The following is a 24,098-nucleotide window of genomic DNA, read 5'->3' as shown; positions in this document are numbered from 1 at the left end:
TAAGGGATAAGATGACTCACAAGTTTTCGGAGGGAAACATATGTGACAAGTCTAAGTCAGGATGTATCATACATCTTTGTTTGTTGCATGATGTTTACCGGAGCCGAAAGCAGGCTCTTTTTTACTTTACATTATAAAAAAACCTGTCACAAAAATGAGTTCAAAGTGGACAGGCCTTGGAGGGATGTAACGAAGAAAAATCTTAATATGGATGCAAAAATTGAATACTGAATAGGGTTGCAGATGCATTAATAAGGAATCCGGTGGGAAGCCGGAACAGCCCCGCTACTGTATGAAGGACGAGTCCCTTAAAAGATCCACTGGCTGGAGCCGGGAAGGCAAGGGATGAGGATGATTTCGAGTCAGGAGACTTGCCCTGTTCAAAAATCACGAATCTTTCGGGGGGGAAGTATGTGAGCAGCTTTGCTGTTGAATGAGGAAGAGTCATTTTAACAGCTAAGTCATTTATTTTCGGAGCCGGATGTATCGGCTCCTTTTCATTTTAAGAAGAGACAGGAGATAAAAGAAGATGGAACATTGGCTTAGCGAAACATTGCACTTAATCGGGCAGGGAATTCTGGTGCCCTGTCTGATCGTCTTGGTTGCTCTGATTATAACCTCTGTGTGGCAGGTAGGGGACTTGCTGGTGGAACTGTTTATGGAAAGACGCCGGATGAAAGTCGATATCTATACCCTCATTAAGGAAATTCACGGAGCCGGTCCGGAAGGCTTGCGCAAGACCATAGAGGGCAGCGGGCTGATCCGCCGGCAGCGGGAGGCTCTCCAGCAGTTGGTGATAGAGTCAAAAAACTTACCGCACCCCTCATTGATCGCCACGGCCCAGAGACTTCTGGCCACGGAAGAGGGTAAGTACGAAAGGACGACGGCGGTTACCGATCTGGTGGCGAAGCTGGGTCCTATGTTCGGACTGCTCGGTACTTTGATTCCCCTGGGTCCCGGAATCGTGGCTTTGGGAATGGGGGATACGGCCACCCTATCCGCTTCCCTGGCGATTGCTTTCGATACGGCCATTGCCGGTGTCAGTTCAGCCGCGGTCAGCTATGTGATATCCAACATCCGCAAACGCTGGTATGACGATTACCTGACCAACTTTGAGCTGATCATGGAATGCGTTCTGGAGGAGGTGGCTGCCCATGCTCAGGAACAGAGCCCTAAGGGGCGGGCGCAGATCACGGTTATATAGGGAAGAAATCAATCCCCTGGACGGTATTGTCAATCTCGTCGATGCCATGCTGGTCTTTGCCTGCGGTCTGATGCTGTCCATTGTTATCTATTGGGGTGTGGATTTGAGCCAGGTGAAGGATGTGATCTCCACCGACGATCTGGTGGAGGTTGAAGACCTGGAAGAAGCCGTTAAGGATGGTTCCTTTGCCGAGGGATTCACTTCCAAAGGCATGGTGTATGAAGATCCGAAAACCGGCAGGATGTATATCATTTCCGAATAACTTTTCAGCGGCATATTTGGGGAGGAGATTTAAGTGAAAAGGGAAAAGAGATGGATTTATTCTTTTTTAAGTATGCTATTATGCTTTGTTCTGGTGTTGCAGCCGATGAGCGGCTTTGTCTATGGGGATGATCTGTCCGGTGCGGGACCTGTGGAAGTTATGGCGGAGGAAAGGACGGCAGTAGAGGAGATAGCTTCTGAGCCGGTGTTTTTGATGGGGGATGGGACAGAGGCCGAGGATGATGGGATTACTTCCTGGTATCTTAATGATCCGGATGCCGAAACATTCACTATAAAAAATGAAGCGGAACTTCGCTACTTGGCGCAGTTGGTTAACGGTACGGCAGGAGCAGAGGGAAGAGGGGTCTTAAGCGGGATGAGCGTCGCCGGAGGAACGACACCTGGTGCCATAGGCTTCGCTGAAAGTACTACATCTGGGGCGATGGGCTTCGCGGTAAATACAACTCCGGGTGCGATAGATTCTGGCGCAAGTACGACTCCCAGTGCGATGAGCTTTGCGACAAGTTCGACTCCGAGCGCGATCAGCTTTACCGGAAAGACGATTAAATTGGCTGAGGATATAACTTTGCAGGGTGTGGAGGAATGGATTCCCATCGGGATGGAGGAGAATCCTTTTAGCGGGACCTTTGATGGCGATGGACATAGGATCAGCGGTCTTGCAATTGACAAAGCTGGTGAGGATTATCAGGGGCTCTTTGGCTATGCCAAAGATGCCATAATTAAAAAAGTAACGGTAGAGGGAACAGTGACCGGCGGCGATTATGTGGGAGGCATCATCGGCTTTCTCGCCGGAGGTGAGCTGGATCAGTGTATAAACAAAGCGACAGTGATGGGAAATGGTAATACCGGCGGTATTGCCGGAAGAGTATCTGCTGGAGATAGTATTGAAACAGGGGTTATTCGGAACTGTGCTAATTTGGCGAAGGTTCAAGGTAAAGCCGATACAACAGGCAGTCTGGCAGGGGGCGCTGGAGAAAAGGTATCGATCGCGAACAGCTTTTCATATTGGAAAGGCGCGGCGGAGGAAAGGATTCCTCCCTTATGCAGCGGCACAGCAGGAATAATTAATAGCTTTTATCTGACCCATGACGATGAGGATGACAGTGAACAGGCTAAGAGCGAAGAGGCATTTAAATATGGAGAGGTTGCCTATCTTCTGGAGGGCGGCGACACAATGCCGCATCACAAAATCTGGACCCAGGGGGATAACGGCTATCCTGTCTTTGGGACGAACTCCGTTTATAAGCTGACCCTGGTGCAGCCGGTAACGCCTTATGAGCAAGGGACGGTAAGTTTTGTCGCACCCCAGGTGAGTGACAACTATAGGATATTTGACGGTGACGGCAGCGATAAATACACCTATCTGCCGGGCGGCGGCGGGGCCGGCAGTTCCATCAAACTGGCAGTGAGCAAAGAAGGTGCCGCTGCTGAGGATGAGGTGGTCTTCGCTCCTGCTGAAACGGTGTCAGGCTATGACAGCGCAACCAAGCAGTACACAGCCGTGCTTCAGGACCACAACGTAGCGCTCACATACCGGTTTTGGGGACAAGTGACGGCTGAATATGACTGGTACAACGCTGGCGATTCCTCCTATACCATCAGTACGGAAGCGCAGCTGGTGGGCCTGGCTAATATCGTTAACGGTACGGCCAAAAATGGCGAGTCATCGATTGCTCAGGATTCTTTTTCCGGCAAGGTCATCGACCTGGCACCGACGACCGGGTCCGCCATTACGGTGACAACGGATTGGACACCGATCGGGGATTATGGGAAAAATACGGAGAACCAGTTTAAGGGAACCTTTGACGGACATAACAACACTATCATTTACCAACTGGGCAGCAAAGCGAACCCGAAAAACACAACAAACTACCAGGGGTTATTCGGCTATACCAACGGCGGGGAAATCAAAAATCTGACCGTCAGGGGAAATGTTTACAGCGCCAAAGACTATGTCGGTGGGATTGTCGGCCAGGCGGTCGGTACGACCTTAATAGGCTGTGTTTTTGGCAGTGCGGGGGAACCTGGTGCGGTGGCGGGAAATAAGTATGTCGGCGGCATCGTCGGCAGCACCTCAGATGCGGCGGGAAAGATCGAAAATTGCGGTAATTACGGTACAGTATCAACCGCAACAACCCACGCCGGCGGTATTGCCGGTAACCTAACGTATAAAATTACCGGCTGTACAAATTACGAATCAGGCGCGGTGACAGGGACGGGCACAACTACTAACCAGTATATTGGCGGCATTGCAGGCTATATAAATTGTAAAGCTGAAGTGGGAGCCGGGGATTTGTCCTTGGTCAGCGGCTGTACCAACAACGGCCAGGTTACAGGCACCACTAATTATATTGGTGGTATTGCCGGAGGTACAATGTATAACAATAATGGCAAAGGTGACACCAACCAAAGAACCATCAGCGGCTGTGAAAATACAGGCAAGGTGGAGGGGAAGAACTATGTGGGAGGTGTAGTTGGAAATCTAATGCCCGGTATAACCGTTCAAAATGTAACGATTACCAACTGCAAGAACTCGGGTGGCATCATCGGCCATAATCAGTATGTCGGGGGCATCGTGGGGTGTGGTCAGTCACTACAGTATGTCCTGAAATCATGTGAGAACAGCGGGGAAGTACTCTGTGACGGGACAGCTGCAATGCAATACATGGGCGGGATCGCCGGTCGTTTCACTAGCAGGATTGAGCAATGCAGCAATATCGGTGTGATAACAGGCACGAAAAATTATATAGGCGGGATTGTGGGTTATTTTCAGCCGAACGACGCTTCCTGCACCCTTACAGGATGTATCAATGGTCAGACTGGAGCGGTAACGGGTGCCAATTATGTGGGCGGCATAGCGGGGTATATTAGATCAGGCTACAACAAATGTACTACAAAATGCGGCAATGAAGGAACGATAACAGGTGCCGAGAATGTAGGCGGAGTTGTGGGAGGGATTGAAACGTCGGCAATGACATCCGTGGAAAGCTGTTACAATACCGGCAGCGTTTCCGGGGGGATAGGGAAAACTACGATTGGTGGAATCTGCGGCTCTCGTGCAGATAAAGCAGCAGTCACGTCCTGTTTCTCTTATAATTTAACCGACGGTGGAGTAAATAACATTCTCGGTTCGGGAAGTGGAAAGGCAACGCATTCTTACTACTTTGTGGCAGGTACAAGCGACGATCCCTCAGCCAAAAATGCCGATGCTTTCAAATATGGCGAGGTGGCCTATCTTCTGGATGCAGGACAGACCGGCGCCGCCAATAAAACATGGACTCAGCGGGATACGGACGATTACCCTATCCTGAAAGGTGTCGGCACGCCGGACTCATTCTATAAGCTGACGCTGAGGGGCAGTGCAACGGCGGCGGGGTCGGTAGAACTTGATCTGCCCGGGGAGAAAGTATTCACGGACCTTATCGACGGTGACAGCTACGACTGCGTTTATTTGCCTCTCAGTGCAACGGTCCCTTTCAAGGTGGTTATTAATCCCGATCCCGAATACGAATTATTCAGGCTGAGCTTTGAACCGAGAAAAATGGTCACTGAAGCAAGCGGCGAAGACGGCACCGTCACTTATATACTAACCATGCCAGCGGATTCAAGCACCAATAACATCGTCCTTCAATACATGTTCGTCACGCCGGTAGCAGGTGATATCTCATGGTATGATCCGAACGAAAGTGAATTTCACATCGCTTCGGACGCTGAGTTGGTCGGCCTGGCGGAACTGGTGCGCGGCGAGAAAATGGACGGAACACCGGTTATGATAGCCGAAACACCGGTTGAGGCTGTGGATTTTGCCGGCAAGACGATTGTTCTGGATGAGGATATTGTCATTACGGCGGGTTTTATGCCCATCGGAACCCCTGACCACCCTTTCAAGGGGACCTTCAACGGTCAGGATCTCAGCGGCAAGGTCCATAGTATTTCCGGCTTGCTGATTGATACGGATGCCGACTATCAAGGCTTGTTCGGCTATACCAGCGGCGGGGAAATCAAGAACCTGACCGTTAAAGGGAAGGTTAAAACCAGGGGTAACTATGCCGGCGGCATCGTCGGTTATGCCAAAAACACCGCCATCACTGCCTGTCAGGTTGTCGCCGATACCGTGGATGACAGTACGCCTATCGACAGCAAAATCAGCGGCAGCAGCTATGTCGGCGGTCTTATCGGCTACGCGGACGGAGCAACGCTTACCAGCTGCACCAACGCAGGCGAGGTGACCGGAGGCAAGAGTGATATGGGCATCGGCGGCCTCGTCGGTTATATCGCGTCCGGCAAGGTAAGTGACTGCCAAAACCAGGGAACAGTTGCCGCCAGCGGCCAGAACGCTGGCGGCATCAGCGGGGTAATTGGTGCCAATGTGATAGTGACAGACTGCAGCAATACGGGTACTCTTACGGGGTGTGACGTCCTCGGCGGCATAGCCGGTTCGGTAAACTCTGGGGCTCAAGTGACCTATTGTAGCAACGAAGGAGTCCTGACGGTGACGGGAGGCAACATCGGCGGTATCGCGGGCGACAACAATGGTAACATTCAGCATTGCTCGAACCGACAAACGATAACAGGCAGTGGAGGCGGCGGTATCGCGGGCAAAAACAACGGAAATATTCAGTACTGTTGGAATGAGAGCTTGATTAAAGGCATCACCAATGTAGGGGGCATTGCCGGAGAAAACAGCGGCCTTGTCCAGGATTGCTACAACCTGGGTCAAATCAATGCCGGAGGCAACGGAGGGGGTATCGCCGGGCAAAACAGCGACGCCTCGGCAGCGGTGAAATATTGCTACAACTATGGCTCTTATTCCGGCACGCCGACGGGATCCTTCGTGGGTGCGATTACAGGGAAGAACTCTCGAACCAATGTGAATAATTATTATTGCAGCGATAACTGGACCACTGATCCTAAAGGTAACGCGGACAGTGCGGATGTGATGCTCCAAAGCAAGGAAGCCTTCACCAGCGGAGAGGTAGCCTATTTGTTGGACGGCGGTCAGACTGGATTCCGGAGAGGGATTTGGAGTCAGCAGCGGACAGAAGAGAACGGCTATCCCATCATCGCAGATGAGAGCAACGGTCTGATCTACAAGGCTGTACGCGGGACGGTAACAGGCGGCGGCAGTCTGGCCTTAATCCCGGATTATCAGTATTTTAAGGCGGGGGAGCAGGTGAAGGTAACGGCGGTTCCCGCTGCGGAGCAAATGTTGAAACAAGTCAGGATCAGTGACCCTGCCGGATTTGCCGTAGGGGATCCCGGCAAGGGAGATCCAGGCAGGACGGGTTTGGATATCACTTTCACCATGCCGAGTACCGATATAACGATCACGGCGGAATTTATCCCAAAAGATGATAAGGGATATCAGGTTATCTTTGCTGCCGCCGGCGGAGAATTTGCAGACAATTTGGAAACGAAGACGGAGACCGTACAGGCCGGAGAGGCGGTGCCAATTCCGGAGCAGCCCGGCAAACCGGGTTATGTGTTCCTGGGCTGGTACACTCTGAATGGCGAAAAGTATGATTTTACCCTTTCCGTCATCGGGAACCTTACCCTGGCCGCCCGCTGGAAGGAAGCCGGAAAAGTTCTCGTTACCTTTGACGCCAACGGCGGAGAAGTCAATGGCGAGGCTGTTTATACCCTGGAAGTCCAGCCGGGAGCTAAGCTTACGCGGCCAAGCATCACCCCGCCCGGCGGCACCGAAATTATATCCTATACTTTTGCGGGATGGTTCGACCGGAGGAGCGGCGGCGCAGCCTGGGATTTTGAGAAGGCTATTGAAGACGATCTGACCTTGTACGCCCAGTGGACGAAAATGGATAACTTGCTGACCGGGACGGCGGCCAAGCCCTTTAAAATCGAAAGCATGGACGTTTTGTACATCCTCAGGGATCGGGTTGCCGCCAGGGAAACCTTCGCAGGCCAACATTTTGCTCTGGGAGATAATCTTAGGCTTAGTTCAGACAACTGGCAGGAAAGCATCGCCGTCAATCCCGCTTTTCCCTTCCAGGGAACCTTTAATGGCAACGGACACACCATCACCCTGGTGGATGTCTCTGTTCCGCTGTTCAGCAATATCGGCGGCAGCGGAACCGTAACCGGCCTCACAATGGAGGGCAGTTTCAAGATCACAGACAACGATACCGGAACTGTTGCCCGGTACAATTATGGAACCATTTCCGACACCACCGTCTCTGTGAATTTCGATGTCAGCGGCGGCAGCTTTGATAATATCGGCAGCGTCGCCGGCGTCGCTAAATCCGGCAGCAAATTTACAGGATGCACGAACAATAGCAATAGCGCCATTAGAGGGAGTAAAAATGTCGGGGGCATCGTCGGCCAGGCCCCGGACTCTGGAACGGTGACTATTTCGGATTGCAAGAACAACGGCCCAGTCGCCGCCACAGAAAATATCGGCGGGATTATGGGAGGAGTAACTGATCTTTTAGGCTCTGTGTCGATTTCCAATTGCCAGAACCATAAGCCGGTTTCCGGTAGACAATGCATCGGCGGGATTATCGGAAGGGGCGGTAAGTCAGTTGACATTAAGAATTGCCTTAATGAAGCAGACTTTAATCTGACGGGCGACTCTGTCAGCAATGTCGGCGGAATTATCGGCATATCTGGTGGTGGTGGTAGTAGTGGTGCAATCTTAGCCGCTTGTACAAACACAGGTAATATCACAGTTAGCGCAGCTTCCGGTAATTTTGTCGGCGGTCTGATCGGCAACACAGACACTGTTTCTTTTGAAGCTGAGAATGGAAAAGAATGCGGTAATGAGGGAGCGATCATTGCCGAAAATGCAGGCCATGTGGGTGGATTAGTGGGTAATGCTACTGTGGTTTATGGCCGCTCAGGCACCTTCAATAAGGGGGCGGTAACAGGAAAAGACAATGTGGGCGGATTATGCGGATGGGGCTATCAGGTCAGATTCGTAAAATCATTCAGCACAGGGGATATTGAAGCAAAAGCCGGCCGGGCCGGCGGCTTGATTGGTTATTGCATGGAAAACTATAGCGCCCGTGGCGCGGAGGCTTTAAGCAGCTGCTACAGCACCGGTACAATCAAAGGCACAACCGGCGCTTACGGCCTGTTATACGGAGAGGTCTCCGGCGGGTCGGCAACCAACACCAAATTGATCGTTGCCAACAGCTTCTGGTATGGAGAATCTATCGATTCCGGCTCAGGTGAGATCTTTGGCATCAGCAATGCCACTGCCGCCGGCAGCGCCTATAACTACTACGGCATCCAGCCGCAGTCTGGCGCAAGTCAGGCCCTGCGGGTGTATGGAGAGCCGCTTGCGGCTGATTCGGTGTTAAGCGATGCCAATGATGGCCAAGGCTCAACAGGGATGACGCCGGAGCAATTCGCCAGTGGCGAGGTCGCCTATCTGCTGGACGGCGATGAAGGGCAGCATCAAAATGTCTGGACTCAGGATGACAGTGCAGGCCGTCCGGAATGGGGGGAACCGACCTATTACCGAATAACTGCGGAAATAATAGATGGAAAAGACTTTGGTACTGTGTCATTTACTGTAATTGACCCGAAACGAACCGACAAAGGCACAGACTATGCTCAAGGAGACCCGGAGACAGAGATTTATGCCGGCCAAACCTCTACAATTCATGTGACGGCAACCCCTAACCCCTCTGAGCCCAAGGACGAGACAACATCCTATGAGTATAAACTCGTAAAGCTTGTGGTCGAACAAGGCGGAGAAGAAAAACCTATTAAAGATTCACAATTTGATCTCGAATCAAATGCAACAGTACGGGCCACCTTCCAGATGGAGGAAAAAGAAAAACCAAAGCCGCCGGGCCCCCTGCCAGGAGGAGGTAGTGTTCTTCCTCCCCCACCGGGTCCCCCGCCGGCTCCTCCAGTGGACCCAATCCCGGTTCCCCCAAGTGGTATTGGAAATGGAGAAGGATCGGGAAGCGGACCGGGCACTGGTGACGGCGGTATTGGTACCGGAAGCGGCAGTGGCATAGGCGACGGCAGCAGTGACGGACAGGGAGGCAATGCCGACCGGACGGCTTCAGCCGACAGCAGAGCGCCTTCGGACAACGGGGAAGAGACAGCGACTTCTTCAGTAATGGCCCGGCAGGATGAACAGACGACGATTGAAAGAAATAGAGGCAACCAAGAAGAGGATCAGGAGCAGGGCGGTTCCCCGGCCGGCGGAGCCAAGGACGAAGCTGAGGACGACGAAGATAAGGAGCAGCTGACCGTATTTGAAATCGTCAGGGATGTGGTAAAGGAAAATCCCCTGGCCGTCGCTCTTGTCTCAACCGGAGTTCTGGGTATCCTGGCCGCCGCCGGCTGGCGTCGGTATAAGAGGCACAAGGGAGATAACTAGGATGCAGGATAAGGCGATAGCCATAAAAAAGAAAAAGAAACTGTTCCTGGCAGCCCTCCTGCTGGCCTTTTTCCTGCCGGCAGGCGTTGGGGCCGACGAAGCCCAGACCGCCCCCGCGGGGGGAAATTTGACCGGCATTGTTTACGATAACGGCAGCTTTCTCAAGTATAAAGCAGGAACCGCAGGCATTACCATCACCGCCTGTGATCAAGCGGCAACACGGATTGATATCCCGGACTATATCGAGGGCAAACCGGTCACCAACATTGCCAGGGAAGCCTTCAGCGGCTGCCGGGATCTGACGGAAATCAGGCTGCCGGACACGCTCAGAACAATCGGCTACGCCGCCTTCGCAGGCTGCCAAAGCCTGACAGGGATCAATCTGCCGGAGGGCCTGGAACAGCTGGGAGGGCAGGCCTTCCGAGCCTGCGGCTCCCTCCGGGAAGTCAATATTCCCGCCAGTCTGAAGGACTTCAACCTGAATACCTTTGGCAGCAATGGGGATATCCGCTTTGCCGTTGCGGAGGAGAATCCGGTATATACCTGCCGGGACGGAGTCATCTATACCAAAGACGGTAAGACCCTGGTTCGGGCGGGCATCATCGGCAGCGACAGCTTTGTGGTACCGGACCCGGTGACGGAAATCAGCTCCGGTGCCTTCTTTCACCACCCGCTCACCACAATCACTCTGGGGTCGAACCTGAAAACCATCGGCCCGGAGGCTTTCAGCGGCTGCCTGCAGCTGGAAGAGGTCAATTTGAATGAAGGACTGAAAAGCATCGGTGACAAGGCTTTTAAAGACTGCCTTCGCCTTGGTGAAATTCTCTTCAACGAAGGGCTGGAGAGCATTGGTGCTAATGCTTTTGAAGGCACAGCTGCCTTAAAGGAAATTGTCCTGCCGGCCGGTCTGACCTCCTTGGGACAGAACGCTTTCAAAGGCTCCGGACTGGAAAAAGCGGATCTCGCCGGGTCCGGGCTGGAGACCCTGCCCTATGGGACCTTTTGGGACTGTGTACGCTTACAGGACATTACCCTGGGAGACAGGATTACTGTGATTGAAGATTCCGCCTTCCGCAACTGCACCTTCACGGAGATCACCTTACCGGCCCAATTGCGGCAGCTAAAAAGCAGCTTTACCGGCTGTGCTGAACTGGAAAGCATCACGTTTCCTTATACCCTGAAGAGCCTGGGCAGCGGCGTGTTTGCAGGCTGCACCGCTCTGAAGGCCGTCTATTTTGAAGGCAATATGCCCCTCAGAGGGGATGGGCCTGGAACCAGTGTCCCTAATGAAGTCTGGACCCGGGAAAATGACTCTTTCAGCGGCCTGCCCCTGGCTGTGGCCGAGAAGCTGAAAATCTATGTACTTGCCGGGGCCCGGGGCTGGGAAAACTCCTTTAAAGATTTCGCGGAGGGGTGGGGAGCGACCAGCAGAATACCTTTTGTTTATCCGGTGGAGTACTACACGCTGGAGAGGGAAGCAGAGCAGGACAATCCCCGCTTGATCCTCCACGCTCCTGAGTCCTTTGCCCATCTGGAGACAGGCAGTACGGCAGAGGTTCCCGGCCTGATCAGGGCCGGACTGCCGACGGATGCGGGACCCATCCTCTGGAGCTCTTCCGACCCCAGTGTCGCCGCCGTGGATGATTCCGGCAGGGTGACGGTGCTTCAAGCAGGGGTAAGCGTTATTACCGCGACCCTTATCTATAAAGGAACCCTTTACATAGGGGAAGTAGAAGTTAGGGCAACAGGCCCGGAATCGCCCTTTACCTGGAGTGTACAGAGAGACGGAACGGCCATTATCAACGGCTTTCGGGAAGGAATCGGCGAGGGGGCAATGACCGATCTGGAAATTCCCCGGATCCTTGGGGGCTATACTGTCGGAGCCATCCGCAGCCATGCCTTTGCCCAAAATCCCTCCATCAGAAGGGTCAGGATACCGGGCACCGTGCAAACCATTGGCAATAACGCTTTTTATTACTGCGCCCTGCTCCGGGAGGTTATCTTGGAGGAAGGGATCAGGGACATCGGGGTCAACGCCTTTGCCGGAACCGGCATTCGGGAGCTTGTTGTACCGCAAAGCGTCACCTGGATTCAGGATGCTGCCTTTGCCGGCTGCCAGGAGCTGCAATCGGCGACCGTCAAGTCAAGCAATCTGGAATACCCCCTGGGCATCGGCGTGTTTCGGGACAGCCGCAGCTTAACGGAAGTAACCCTGGCCGAAGGCATCACCGCAACCGGCGGCTACACCTTTGCCGGCTGCGCTTCATTGGAATCCATCACCCTTCCTTCCACCCTGCAGGCCTTGAACATGTATGATTTCAGCGGCTGCAGCAATCTGAAGACGGTGGAGCTGCAGGGTTACCTGATGCGGCAGGAAACTGGTATTACAGAAAACTATAACCCCTTTGCAGCCCTTAGCATCGATTTTATCCGGGGGATTGACAACAAGCATATTAAATACGACTACCAGGAGAGCAAGGATCTGGTGATTCTGCATCCGGCTGACGGCAACGACTGGGGTTCCCTATTCAACAGCAAGGTGCGGACGGGGGTCAGGGATGCTTTCGGCAATATCCAACTGGATACCTTTACTGGTTTTCCGACGGGCAATGGGGAGCCGGCCTTAGCTGCCAATCCGGGTGGTGGGTCCCCGACACTGGCAAGGATCAACTGGGGCTCCGCCCCCCCTGTCGATCCGGGAACTCAGCCTTCTGCAGACACCGCTGGAGAGGCGGCTGCCGACAGCAAGGGAGTTGACGGCGAAAAAGAAGGCCCAAAAGAAGAAACAGCCACTGTCTTGGAAATCGTCAAAAAAACTGTTGCGGAAAATCCCTGGCTGACGATGATGTTGGGAATAGCTGCCTTGACCCTTGTTGCTCTGGGCGGGGCAGGGAGAATCCAAAAATACCGACAAAGCCGGTAAATACTATTTATGAGGAATGAGAGAAGCGGATTTCGGAAGGGGGGTGATTCCCATGAACTAGAAAAAGAGGTGACTGAACGGCTTTGTAAAGTTACCCAAATCAATATCTGATTTGAAGGAGGATCCAAAATGAATAAATTCACTAAAAGAAGTCTCTCCGTCCTGCTGGCCCTTGTGATGGTGCTGGCCTTCAGCATCCCAGCCTTTGCCGCCCCGGGAGATCGGCCGACTGCCCATAATCCTGTAGCGAAGCCTGCGGAAATCGCTTCCGTCCAGATCAACGGTGAAACCGCTTACTATGAAACGGATGACAACACGGGCAGTGACATCTACATCCGGGCCAAGGTTAACCAGGTTCTGACCGCTCTGGATGCAGCCACAGTTACCATCAATCTGAACAGTGCGGCGACCCCGGTGACTTCCACCACCCTGACCTTCACGGGCGGCGGCACCGCCACCCGTACCGCCAGCAATGTGGATCTGCTGAACCAGGCCTATGACGTAACCATCGGCAGCACCACCTATACTCTGGCAGCCGGCTTCGGCCGGGTTCCCCTTAACGCCGGCGATCCCCTGCGAGTGGCCAATGTCAGTATCGCCGGAGATAGCGCCACCGTCTATATCGCAGTTGTGCAAAGCCCTTATATGGGCAACCCCTATTTAGTCAGCAACGCTATCCCCTGGACCGACACTGACAGCAATAACTTTAACTATTTCGTCTCGGTTGACCTGAGCAGCGTGCCGGCGAACCGCGCTCAGGTAGCAGGAACCATGACTACAGCCACTGGTGCCGTAATCTCCGGTGACGCTGTAAATACCGGGGGCAACAATTATGAATTCGATCTCAGCAGCCTTGTGCCCAGCTTCGTCGTGACCAACGGCGGCAATGAGCGCCTCTACCGGGTGTTCGCTTCCGATCCGACGACTGTGAATGTTGGTTATCTTTTCGACTTTACGGAGCTGGGCGAAGATGTCTATAACGAAGACTTCCCTTATTATGAGGGTAACGGTCCGGAACTGCGGGCTAAGGCCGCCCAAATTCAGGCTGCTATCAATGCCTATACTGGTGGACAGCCCATTACCGTTCCTTCCGGGACTACGGTAATGGATATCATGCTCGACTTTACCGCTTGGGCGAATGGAGATAATCCGTTATCTATCGACTATTTCCCTTATCCAACCAGCAACAGCGGCACCTATCTCTCCAGTCTGAACGGGCTGGGCGAATTTGACGGTGGAGCTCTTTCCGGCTGGATGTATACGGATCTTCCCTATTCACTGACTGTCTCCGTTCCCTGGGTGGGCGCGGCTGATTATGCCTTGACCACGGATGGAACCATTACCTGGTTCTATACCACCGACTACTTCAACCATTTCTAATTTTCGCTCTTAGCGAGCATTAATCGCCAAAGTTGACACTTTAATATAGCACCCTACACTGACCCCTTTTTTGCAGAGTCAGCCCCATTCGGGTTGGCTCTGGCTCTTTTGTTTTTAGCAGGAGCCTAAAGCACTGGAGAGTCTGATATTAATTCCTTGTGAAAGGAGCTGAAGTAAATGATCACCAATAACGAGAGTATAAGTAAAATTGCTCAGTTCAATCGTTTTATAGCCATAATCCTGATGAGCAGCTTGGTATTCCTGGGGGGACTGCCGGGGGCGGCTTTTGCTCAGGAACAAGGCACGACCAGAGCGCAGATTGATCAGGTTATTACGGATCTGGTGCAATGGGAAGAAGCTTATTTGGAGAAAGCTTTTGCGGGGCAGTCACCGGAGAACATCGTTGAACCGACCATTTATAACTGGCCGACCCTGGGTTTGGCCAGATTGGGCTACTATGATGGCCTGGAAAAATACCTGACTGAAACGGAATACTATGCCGCTCAGAACTGGCAGTCTATTTCCCGCAAAGTAACCGATCTGGAGAGAATCGCCTTGGCAACAGGGGCGGCTCAGGGAGATCCCCGGAATTTCGCCGGTAAGGATCTCATCGCCGAGATCTATAACTTCCCTAATATTCAGGCCCAAGGTCTGAACGGACCGATTTTTGCCCTTATTGCTCTGGACAGCGGCAATTATGTGGTTCCCGCTGAGGCGAAATGGAGCCGGGAGGATTTGCTGGAGATCATTCTCAGCAAACAACTTCCCGATGGTGGCTTCAACCTAAGGAGCACCGGAAGCAGTGATCCTGATATGACCGCCATGGCTCTCCAGGCCCTGGCACCTTATTACCGGGAAGGTCGGGCTGAGGTAAGGACCGTTGTGGATGAGGCCTTGGCTACCTTGTCCAAGCTGCAGGATCAGGATGGGCACTATATCTCCTGGGGAGCGGTCAACAGTGAGAGCACTGCTCAGGTGATCATTGCTCTGTGCTCACTGGGGATCGATCCTGATACAGATCCTCGCTTCATTAAAAACGGCCGGACTTTGCCGGGGAATTTGCTTCAGTTCAGAGCTGACGATGGAGGATTCAAACATATCCTGGATCAAGGCACAGATGCCATGGCTTCCGAGCAGGCCCTGATTGCTTTAGCTTCTTATGTAAGATTCAAAGATGGGAAAACCCCCCTCTATGATTATTCCGATATTGTGAGGAATCAGAGTGAGCTGGGCAACCGTCTGGCCGGTGCCGACCGCTATGAGACGGCATGGGAGATCGTCCGAGGGAGTTTTCCCGATGGTGCGGAAACGGTGCTGCTGACCGGGGGGGAGCTGGCGGCAGATGCTCTGGCGGCGGTACCCCTGGCTCATAAACACCAGGCCCCCCTCCTTTTAACACCCTCACAGAAGCTGCCGGATAAAATTCTGACGGGAATACAAAATTTAAAGGCTAAAAATGTCCTGATCATCGGTGGAGAGGGAGTCGTTGCCAAAGAGATTGAAGGAGAGCTTAAGGCTAAAGGATTGAAGGTTGAGCGTCTGGCCGGTAAGGATCGGTACGAGACTGCTTACTGGATTGCTAAAAGCTTGAACAATCAAGGCAAGGCAGCTTTGGTCAAAGGCAATACCGAGGTCAGCTTCCCTGATGCTTTATCGATTTCTCCCTGGGCCGGTTATCAGGGGGTGCCCATTCTTTTCCTGGATGGGGCCGGTAATTTACCGGAGGCGACGGCTAAGGCTATCCAAGAGCTGAATGTGGAGAAAACCTTCCTGGTGGGGGAGGAGGGAGCTTTGCCGGCTTCCTTGGAGAGCTTGCTGCCGGGAGTTCAGCGCTATAGCGGAAAGGATATTTACGAGACGAATCGTCAGGTCTTGAACCAGCTTCAGCCTCAGCCTACAAAGATATACCTGGCCACAGGTTCAAACTTTGCCGATGCCCTGGCCGGAGGGGCTGTAGCGGCGCAAGCCAATAGCTGGATCCTCCTGACCGCTCAGGGGGGATTAAGTGCCGAACAGAAGGATATGCTGGAAGGGGTAAAGGATACAGTCACGGAGCTTTATGTGTTGGGCGGTGAAGGGGCTGTCTCCGGCGGAATTCTGCGGGATGCCCTGGAAGTCCTGGGAAAATAACGATAGGAGGCATTTCGTCAACTGGCTGACGGTGGTATGGGCAAGCTCGAAGTCACCGCGGAAAAGGAGCATCGACTATGAAGAAAACTGTGGATTCCTATAGCTATTTTTCCAACCGGGCTTGCCGGTTTTTTCCCTGTCATCCGGATGCAGATATCGACAGCTTTAATTGCCTATTCTGTTATTGCCCCTTATATATGTTGGGGGAAGGTTGCGGGGGCAGCTTTACCTATACCGAAAAAGGGTTTAAGGATTGCAGCAGTTGTCTTCTGCCCCATAACCAAGAGGGCTACGACTATATAACAAGCCGCTTTTCCCAAATCGTTGAAGCCATGGGGAGAAGAAAACAATCATTAGAAGGAAGACAAAAGCCAGGCTAAGGTAAGGAGAGTGGACCATGGGGTGGAAAAAGCATAAATGGAAGGTTATTATCCCGGTGCTCATGGCAGCCGTATTGGCCGGTGTGTTTTACTACGGGGGCAACGCCCCCGGTTCCCGGGGCTGGAGTGTCGCTGATACTCCGGCGTCCTCCGCTGGGATGACGGCAAGGGTTACGGAAACACCGGACACAGCAGCAGATGAGCCCGGGCAGGAGGGTGAGAAGGAATCGACCGAGACATCCCCGCCGGAGGAATCCTCCCCACCAATAGAAAGTCCGGAACAGACACCTGACCTGGAGGAGAAGGCCGGACCCGCGGAGACTCCCCCGCCCCCTGAGGCTCCGGAGACAAAAGCAGCGGAGTCTACACAGGAAATCAATCCCGAAACCGGCAAGGACAACTATCTGACCGACCCGGTACCGGAGGGCAAGCCCCTGCCTGTGGAGCCCCAGGAGGTGAAAGTCGCCCCTACGGCATATCCCTGTACCATCTCCATCTCCTGCGCGACCATATTGGACAATATGGATCTCTGCAATCCGGAGAAGGTGGAATTGGTACCTGAGGACGGCTGGATCCTGAAGCCCACTGTGGTAACCTTCAACGAGGGGGAGAGCGTCTTCGATGTTCTCCGGCGCACCTGCAAGGAGCATAAAATTCATCTGGAGTATATGAATACCCCCATCTATAACTCGGCTTATATCGAGGGCATCCATAACCTCTATGAATTCGATGTGGGAGAGCTGTCCGGCTGGATGTATAAGGTGAACGATTGGTTCCCCAACTACGGCTGCTCCCGTTATCAGGTTCAAGCCGGGGATGTGATTGAATGGATCTATACCTGTGACCTGGGCTTTGATGTGGGTGGCGGCTATGCCATGGGTGAATAATTTTCTGGAAAGAAATAGGACAGGGGTGCGGCAAAAAACTGCCGCACCCTCTTGAAATGGACTGATGCAAATGCAAAACAAAGACGCCTTTTCCGGCTGTCATCCTATTATCAACTTTCTGTACTTCGGCCTGGTGCTGGTCTTTACCATGTTTTTTATGCACCCGGTTTACCTTGCCGTATCCCTAGTGACTGCGGTGACCTACAGCATCTATTTGCGGGGGAGAAAGGCTGTGCGGTTTTCCCTTTTATTTATGCTGCCTATGCTGCTGTTGGCCGCTCTTATCAATCCCGCCTTCAACCATGAGGGGGCGACCATCCTGACCTATCTGCCTTCAGATAACCCCCTGACCTTGGAAAGCATCATCTACGGCATCGCCGCGGCGGTGATGCTGGCTTCTGTCGTCATCTGGTTTACCTGTTACAACGAGGTGATGACCTCGGATAAATTTGTTTACTTGTTCGGGCGGATCATTCCTGCCCTTTCTCTGGTGCTCTCCATGACCCTGCGCTTTGTGCCCAGGTTTACGAGCCAGATTAAAGTGGTATCCGAAGCCCAACGCTGTATCGGGCGGGATGTGTCTGAGGGGAGTCTTATCCAAAGGGCCAAAAACGGCCTGACCATCCTCTCCATCATGATTACCTGGAGCTTGGAGAACGCCATCGAAACCGCCGACAGCATGAAAAGCCGGGGCTACGGTCTGCCCGGGCGCACGGCATTTTCCATCTACCGCTTCAACAGCCGGGATAAAAATGCCCTTTTGTGGCTGTTGTTCTGCGGTGGGTATATCATTTCCGGCTGGCTGGCCGGCGGCATGTACTGGCGATACTACCCCACGCTGAAGGGTGTCCTTCTGTCGCCCTTCCCCATCAGCTTCATGGTGGTGTATTTTGCCCTTTGTCTGACACCGATAATTTTGAACCAGCAAGAGGATTGGGCATGGGCCCGGCTCGGGAAGGGAGAAGACGTATGAGGAATCCAAGATCCGGCTATACCATACGGAATCTGACGTTCTACTACCCCGAACAGGAAAAAGAGACGCTGCAAGAGGTGAGTTTTGCCCTGGAGCCGGGACAGTTTGTGACCCTCGTGGGCCCTTCCGGCTGTGGAAAATCCACGTTGCTGCGTCAACTGAAAACCGTCCTCGCACCCCACGGCGTGAAGACGGGGGAAATACGGTTTGAGGGAAGACCCCTGGATTCTATTGACCAGCGGGAGCAATCCGCCCGTATCGGCTTTGTCCAGCAATCGCCGGAAAATCAGATCGTTACGGACAAGGTATGGCATGAGCTGGCCTTCGGTCTGGAAAGCCTGGGCTACGATACACCTACCATCCGGGGCCGTGTAGCGGAGATGGCCAGCTTTTTCGGTATCCAGACATGGTTTTATAAAAGGGTTACGGAGCTTTCCGGGGGCCAGAAACAGCTTCTCAATCTCGCTTCCATCATGGCCATGCAGCCCTCCGTACTTATCTTAGACGAGCCGACGAGCCAATTAGACCCTATCGCGGCAGCGGACTTTCTCGCCACTGTGGGGAAGATCAACCGGGAACTGGGCACGACGGTGATCATGACGGAGCATCGCCTTGAAGAAGTCTTCCCCATGTCCGACCGGGTGCTGGTCATGGACGAGGGCCGCCTCATCGCGGACGGCCCGCCACGACAGGTGGGCCATCAGCTCAAGGACACGGGCCACACCATGTTCCTGGCTATGCCCACGGCTATGCGGGTTTGGGCGGCGGTGCCCAATCATAGGGACTGCCCCATCACCGTCCGGGACGGGCGGGACTGGCTGGCGGACTTTGCGGCAAATCATACCCTTATAACAGGGTCATGGCCAGAAACGGCCTCTCTGGCAGGAGAAGTGGCCATCTCCCTTGAGGATATCTGGTTTAAATACGAAAAGGACCTGCCCGATGTTGTAAAGGGTCTGTCTCTCACCGTGAGGAAAGGGGAATTCTTCGCCGTCCTCGGCGGTAACGGCACGGGCAAGACCACGACTCTTGCCATTATCGGCGGGCTGCGTAGGGCGTACCGGGGGGAAGTTACCGTCTCCGGCAGCCTGGGCATTCTGCCCCAGAACCCTCAAGCCCTGTTTGTGAAAAAGACTGTTCGTGAGGATTTGGACGAGATATTCAAGGGAAAAGGTCTTTCCGATCAGGAAAAGGACGATAAGGTGGCCCGGGTGGTAAAACTCTGCCGCCTTGAGCAGCTCCTTGACCGCCATCCCTATGATCTGTCCGGGGGTGAACAGCAACGGGCGGCGCTGGCCAAGGTCCTGCTCCTCGACCCGGAGATTCTCTTGCTGGATGAGCCCACAAAGGGGCTGGATGCTGAGTTTAAGCAGGTTTTCGCTGTGATTCTCAAGACCCTGCAACGCCGGGGCGTGACGATCTTCATGGTCAGTCATGATGTGGAGTTCTGTGCCGAGTACACCCAGCGCTGTGCCTTGTTTTTTGATGGTAGGATTGTCACGGAAGGCACACCTCGCGCCTTCTTCTCCGGCAACAGCTTTTATACCACCTCCGCCAACCGCATGGCCCGGGGTCTTCTGCCTGAGGCCATTACTGCCGCCCATGTGATTGAGGCCTGCGGCGGCCAGGTTCCCCCGGCGGCGGAGCTTAGTGGGGATGCCCCGCCCCTGCCCAAACCTGGGTCGGATGCAAGGGACGGGAAGCCGGTCAAACTTCCCCTGTGGCGCAAGGTCATTGCCGCTTTGTCCGGCCTGATCGCCCTGGCCGCTTTTATAAAATCCATCGGTGTCACCGACCTTTCGGCCCTTTTAACGCCGTCGGGCATGAGCGGTTTAGCCGGTGATTACACTCTTATCTATGCCGTCCTGATCGCGGCGCTCTTTGTCCTGGCTCTGTCGGTCAGCCGCAAGTCCCCGCCGCCCATCCATCCTGTGCAGGTGCCCCGGGAAAAGCGCAAGCTTGGGAAGCGCACCCTGGCTGCGGCAATTATGATTCTGCTGCTCATTCCCCTAACCATCTTTGTGGGTGTGTATTATTTGGGGGCACGGAAGTATTATTTCATTGCTTTGCTGATCCTGCTGGAAACCATGCTGCCCTTCGCTATGGTGTTTGAAGGACGAAGGCCCCAGGCCCGGGAGCTGGTGGTTATCGCCGTCCTATGCGCTTTGGGTGTTGCCGGACGGGCGGCCTTTTTCATGCTGCCGGAGTTTAAGCCTGTGGTAGCCCTTGTCATTATCTCCGGGGTGGCCTTCGGCGGTGAAGCAGGATTTCTTGTGGGAGCCTTGACGATGCTGGCCTCTAATGTCATGTTCTCCCAGGGGCCCTGGACGCCGTGGCAGATGTTCGCTATGGGCATCATCGGCTTTCTGGCGGGTGTGCTGTTCCGCAAGGGATGGCTGCGCCGCAGCCGCGCCTCTCTCTGTGTCTTTGGCGCCCTTGCCAGTGTCCTTATCTACGGTGGCATCATGAATCCGGCCGCCGCTCTCATGTGGGCCCATACCCTGGACTGGAAGATCCTCCTGACCTACTATATCACCGGATTCCCTGTGGATTTGGTGCGTGCCGCGGCCACCGTGTTCTTCCTCTGGTTCGCTGCAGAGCCTATGCTGGAAAAGCTCGACCGGATTAAGGTCAAATACGGACTGGTAGATTGAGGGGATACAAGCAATTCCACGGTCCGGGAAGCTGGAGCGGGTGAAGCTGAAGTATGGGCTGAATGAGGAAGGCTCGGGGAGAGAGAATGAAGAATTGAGGAAATCCGGTACAAGGAATTTGGAAGGTGAAAATTAGGATTTATGAAAGGAGTCGAAATTGATGAGTCTATTTGCCAAGCGCTCTAAGAAAAGGGGCTGGATAGTGGTGCTGCTGATCATGGCGCTGCTTCTGAGCGCCGTCCCCATGTTTGCGCTGGACGCGCCGACCTCAAGCACGCCACTTCCCACGCCCAGTGGAGTGACTTCAATTACGATTGGCGGAGTAACTGCCGGGTACTGGCAGGATAACAATGTAGCGTCATGCGCTTTGTCTGCACTATTAATTCCGATGATTCGATCAAAGTGGTTAATAGGGAAAACCGTGCCATCCCTGATGATTACCTGATTTTTGGGGACCATGGAAATCTATTTGTCTTTTACCATCCGGAGTCAAAGGTGTTGCATTTGAATGCCCAGTGGTAGGAGTAATAGCGATGGGTTTATAGTTTTATAGAAGGGAAGAAAAATATGAAAGATACAGCCAGAGAGGATAATACCTTTTCGTTTCAGGCTGATTTCCAGCCGGAAGAGAGCTTGAAACGGCGGCAGGGGGAGTCAGAGCAGGAAAGAGAGTTCCGTTTTTTTACGGCGATAAAAAATGCCCGCTTTTTCTGCCCGTGCGGAACTTGACAAACGGCCGTTGGAGCAAGGAAGAGTATCCATATATTCCCTTGACGATCTAAAACATACGATGCTGACGGACCCGCAAAATTTGACAGGTATTGTGATTAATCCCTTTGGTAAAGCGATGGTGCTCAGGCTAAGTCAGATTGAACAAATCGACAGGGCGGTACAGGGCATGTCCGTACGGCGGGTGTGGCACGAGAAAGGATTGCGCCAGCTGTGTCCAGGGAGCCTGCCTTCCGGGCTTGTAGAAGGGATGAAGGACTTTTGGCGCCAACGGCGAGAAGTCCGCCGGGTTTACCTGATGCTGGCGCAGGAACCGGAGAAACCCGAACCATACTGGCTTTTTTTGATCGACTTTGACGGAGCGGAAAGTGACTTGTTCCCGCAGGTGGCGCAAGCGGTAAGAGGTTACATGAAGCGGGGATTTGCCTTTGAGCTGCTGAAAGCGCCTCCCCGCTTGCTGGAGATGGCTGCGGCCAAGGGCGAACCCCTTTTTCAGCGGGAAGAAGATTAAAAACACCTATGCTGGTGTGTAGCCTGTATCAGACGAAATAATCCCGATAACAACTTATGGGCAAACCAATAGAGTGTGGTATACTATTTCCATAGAATGGTTTTCTGGTGAAGAATATAGAAAGGATGAACCGTTGTGAAGCATGAAGCGGCAATTAATGAATATAAAGAACGTCTTTCTCATAAGTTAGGTGATAATTTAATTGTTGCCAAACTTTTTGGCTCTGTCGCTAGGGGAACAGATACTCCAGAATCGGATATTGATATCTTGGTTCTTTTGGAAGATGTCGATGAACGAACGAGAGATGAGATAGTCGAAGCCACGGTGGATGTTAATGTAGAACATGATGTCGTTATATGTCCTGTGGTTATGACGGCAACCGAATATAAATTCCCACTATTTCAAGAAACGAGTTTTTATCAAGCTATTGAGAGAGAAGGGATTGTTTTATGACAAACGGATTATCTGAGTGGCGTTTAGAGAGGGCTATGGATACGTTTAATGATGGGGAGCAATTATTAGCCATCGGATCTAATCAGGGGGCTATTAATCGATTTTACTATGCGGCTTTTTATGCGGTTCGGGCATTATTAGCGTTGAATAAATTAGATTCACCCAAACACAGTGGGGTAATGTCTCTTTTCAATAAAGAATTTGTTAAAACACAAATCATAAGTAAAGAGTCGTCAAAAACCTTTACTAATGTATTTGCATTGCGAGCTCAAGCAGATTATGAGGATTTCAAAATCTTTTCAACAGAAGAAGCAAAAAAAGTCAGAGACAGTGTCAGAGAATTAATTAAAGAGATTTCTACAGTAATTAATAAGGAACATTTAACAACTCCCGAATTCAACTTAGAACAAAGTAAAGATGAACAGGAGTTATGAATACGAATGTTAGCCATTGCGACGACAGGTAATATGGCCGCAAGACATTGATTATTGCCCCGATACCCCTTACAGCGACAGTCACCCAACGTAAGCCACACTATAGCAACACTAAAACACCGCTACGAGAGCCGTACAACCCTGGTAGAGGTGTTTTAACTTTATTAAAATAATACGTATGAATACATAGTTGCTATTTAAATACGTGTTTATACGTGTTAAAAATTATAATCAAAAAGAGGGGAATAGGTACACTTGACAATATTCTAAGAGATGCGGGATTGAAATAAGATTTCGTATCTTTAACAGATTTGAAAGGAGATTTTAATTATGGCTAAATATCTATTTCCCGCAGTTTTTAAGCAAGAAGCCAATGGTATCTATTCAATCAATTTTCCTGATATTGAAGGCTGCTATACCCAAGGGGATGACGTGCAAGACGCTTATGAAATGGCTGAAGATGTTTTATGCTTACGGCTCTATGATCTGGAAGAATCTAATGAACCTATTCCTACACCTTCCAATCCGGCAGACATTCCTTTTGAGCACGGCTCTTTTATTACTCTGATTGGCGTTGATACTCTTGAGTATAGGAAGTTTCACGACAACAAAGCGATAAAGAAAACTCTTACTATTCCTCAATGGCTTAATTCAATCGCAGAACGTGAAGGAATCAACTTTTCTCAAGTTCTACAAAATGCTTTAAAAGAGCAATTAGGTATCCAGTAAACGATAGAAAAATCCAGAGTGATTAGTTCCCTGGACTTTTGCTTTGAAGTGAAAGAGCCAAAATGACTCCTAA

General features: G+C 52.4%; 15 protein-coding genes and 1 riboswitch. All 15 genes read left to right on the top strand.

Annotated features, from left to right (window positions below; all coding sequences use genetic code 11):
• The first annotated feature begins 217 nt into the window (after window positions 1-217).
• Window positions 218-394: riboswitch (cobalamin riboswitch) on the top strand.
• A 135-nt stretch (window positions 395-529) separates the two neighbouring features.
• Window positions 530-1,204, top strand: coding sequence for a MotA/TolQ/ExbB proton channel family protein (locus tag DESLBE_RS09270; RefSeq protein ID WP_144676389.1), 675 nt, complete (start codon window positions 530-532; stop codon window positions 1,202-1,204).
• Window positions 1,155-1,466, top strand: coding sequence for a DUF2149 domain-containing protein (locus tag DESLBE_RS09265; RefSeq protein ID WP_243131275.1), 312 nt, complete (start codon window positions 1,155-1,157; stop codon window positions 1,464-1,466). The genes DESLBE_RS09270 and DESLBE_RS09265 overlap by 50 nt, the downstream gene beginning before the upstream one ends.
• A gap of 33 nt (window positions 1,467-1,499) precedes the next feature.
• Complete coding sequence (locus tag DESLBE_RS09260; protein ID WP_144676387.1) at window positions 1,500-9,842, top strand: InlB B-repeat-containing protein; 8,343 nt, start codon at window positions 1,500-1,502, stop codon at window positions 9,840-9,842.
• Window position 9,843: 1 nt separating this feature from the next.
• Window positions 9,844-12,765 (top strand): leucine-rich repeat protein, encoded by a 2,922-nt coding sequence (locus DESLBE_RS09255; protein WP_144676385.1) that lies wholly within the window; start codon window positions 9,844-9,846, stop codon window positions 12,763-12,765.
• Between the two features lie 129 nt (window positions 12,766-12,894).
• Entirely contained in the window at window positions 12,895-14,145 is a 1,251-nt protein-coding gene (locus DESLBE_RS09250; protein ID WP_144676383.1) for a DUF4430 domain-containing protein, read from the top strand.
• A 177-nt stretch (window positions 14,146-14,322) separates the two neighbouring features.
• Entirely contained in the window at window positions 14,323-16,275 is a 1,953-nt protein-coding gene (locus DESLBE_RS09245; RefSeq protein ID WP_144676381.1) for a cell wall-binding repeat-containing protein, read from the top strand.
• Between the two features lie 77 nt (window positions 16,276-16,352).
• On the top strand, window positions 16,353-16,655 hold the full coding sequence (locus DESLBE_RS09240) for a cysteine-rich small domain-containing protein (RefSeq protein ID WP_144676379.1): 303 nt from the start codon (window positions 16,353-16,355) through the stop codon (window positions 16,653-16,655).
• 17 nt (window positions 16,656-16,672) lie between these two features.
• Complete coding sequence (locus DESLBE_RS09235; protein WP_144676377.1) at window positions 16,673-17,542, top strand: DUF4430 domain-containing protein; 870 nt, start codon at window positions 16,673-16,675, stop codon at window positions 17,540-17,542.
• A 64-nt stretch (window positions 17,543-17,606) separates the two neighbouring features.
• Window positions 17,607-18,515 (top strand): energy-coupling factor transporter transmembrane component T, encoded by a 909-nt coding sequence (locus tag DESLBE_RS09230; protein ID WP_144676375.1) that lies wholly within the window; start codon window positions 17,607-17,609, stop codon window positions 18,513-18,515.
• Complete coding sequence (locus tag DESLBE_RS09225) at window positions 18,512-21,169, top strand: ECF transporter S component (protein WP_144676373.1); 2,658 nt, start codon at window positions 18,512-18,514, stop codon at window positions 21,167-21,169. Before DESLBE_RS09230 ends, DESLBE_RS09225 begins: the two co-directional genes overlap by 4 nt.
• 160 nt (window positions 21,170-21,329) lie before the next feature.
• The gene (locus DESLBE_RS09220) at window positions 21,330-21,614 is read left to right on the top strand and encodes a hypothetical protein (RefSeq protein WP_243131274.1); all 285 of its coding nucleotides are present in this window, start codon (window positions 21,330-21,332) and stop codon (window positions 21,612-21,614) included.
• A 252-nt stretch (window positions 21,615-21,866) separates the two neighbouring features.
• Window positions 21,867-22,409 carry an enhanced serine sensitivity protein SseB C-terminal domain-containing protein gene (locus DESLBE_RS09215; protein WP_144676371.1) on the top strand — a complete coding sequence of 181 codons (543 nt, stop codon included), beginning with the start codon at window positions 21,867-21,869 and terminating at the stop codon, window positions 22,407-22,409.
• A 135-nt stretch (window positions 22,410-22,544) separates the two neighbouring features.
• Window positions 22,545-22,862, top strand: coding sequence for a nucleotidyltransferase domain-containing protein (locus DESLBE_RS09210; protein ID WP_005812480.1), 318 nt, complete (start codon window positions 22,545-22,547; stop codon window positions 22,860-22,862).
• The gene (locus DESLBE_RS09205) at window positions 22,859-23,296 is read left to right on the top strand and encodes a HEPN domain-containing protein (RefSeq protein WP_005812482.1); all 438 of its coding nucleotides are present in this window, start codon (window positions 22,859-22,861) and stop codon (window positions 23,294-23,296) included. The genes DESLBE_RS09210 and DESLBE_RS09205 overlap by 4 nt, the downstream gene beginning before the upstream one ends.
• A 330-nt stretch (window positions 23,297-23,626) precedes the next feature.
• Window positions 23,627-24,025, top strand: a complete 399-nt coding sequence (locus DESLBE_RS09200; protein ID WP_005812484.1) for a type II toxin-antitoxin system HicB family antitoxin — start codon at window positions 23,627-23,629, stop codon at window positions 24,023-24,025.
• Window positions 24,026-24,098 lie beyond the last annotated feature (73 nt).

Origin of the sequence: Desulfitobacterium sp. LBE, assembly GCF_007830365.1 — a bacterium.
GTDB classification, from domain to species: domain Bacteria; phylum Bacillota; class Desulfitobacteriia; order Desulfitobacteriales; family Desulfitobacteriaceae; genus Desulfitobacterium; species Desulfitobacterium hafniense.
Note: the sequence above shows the minus strand (reverse complement) of the source record. Positions and strands in the feature narration are given on the sequence as shown.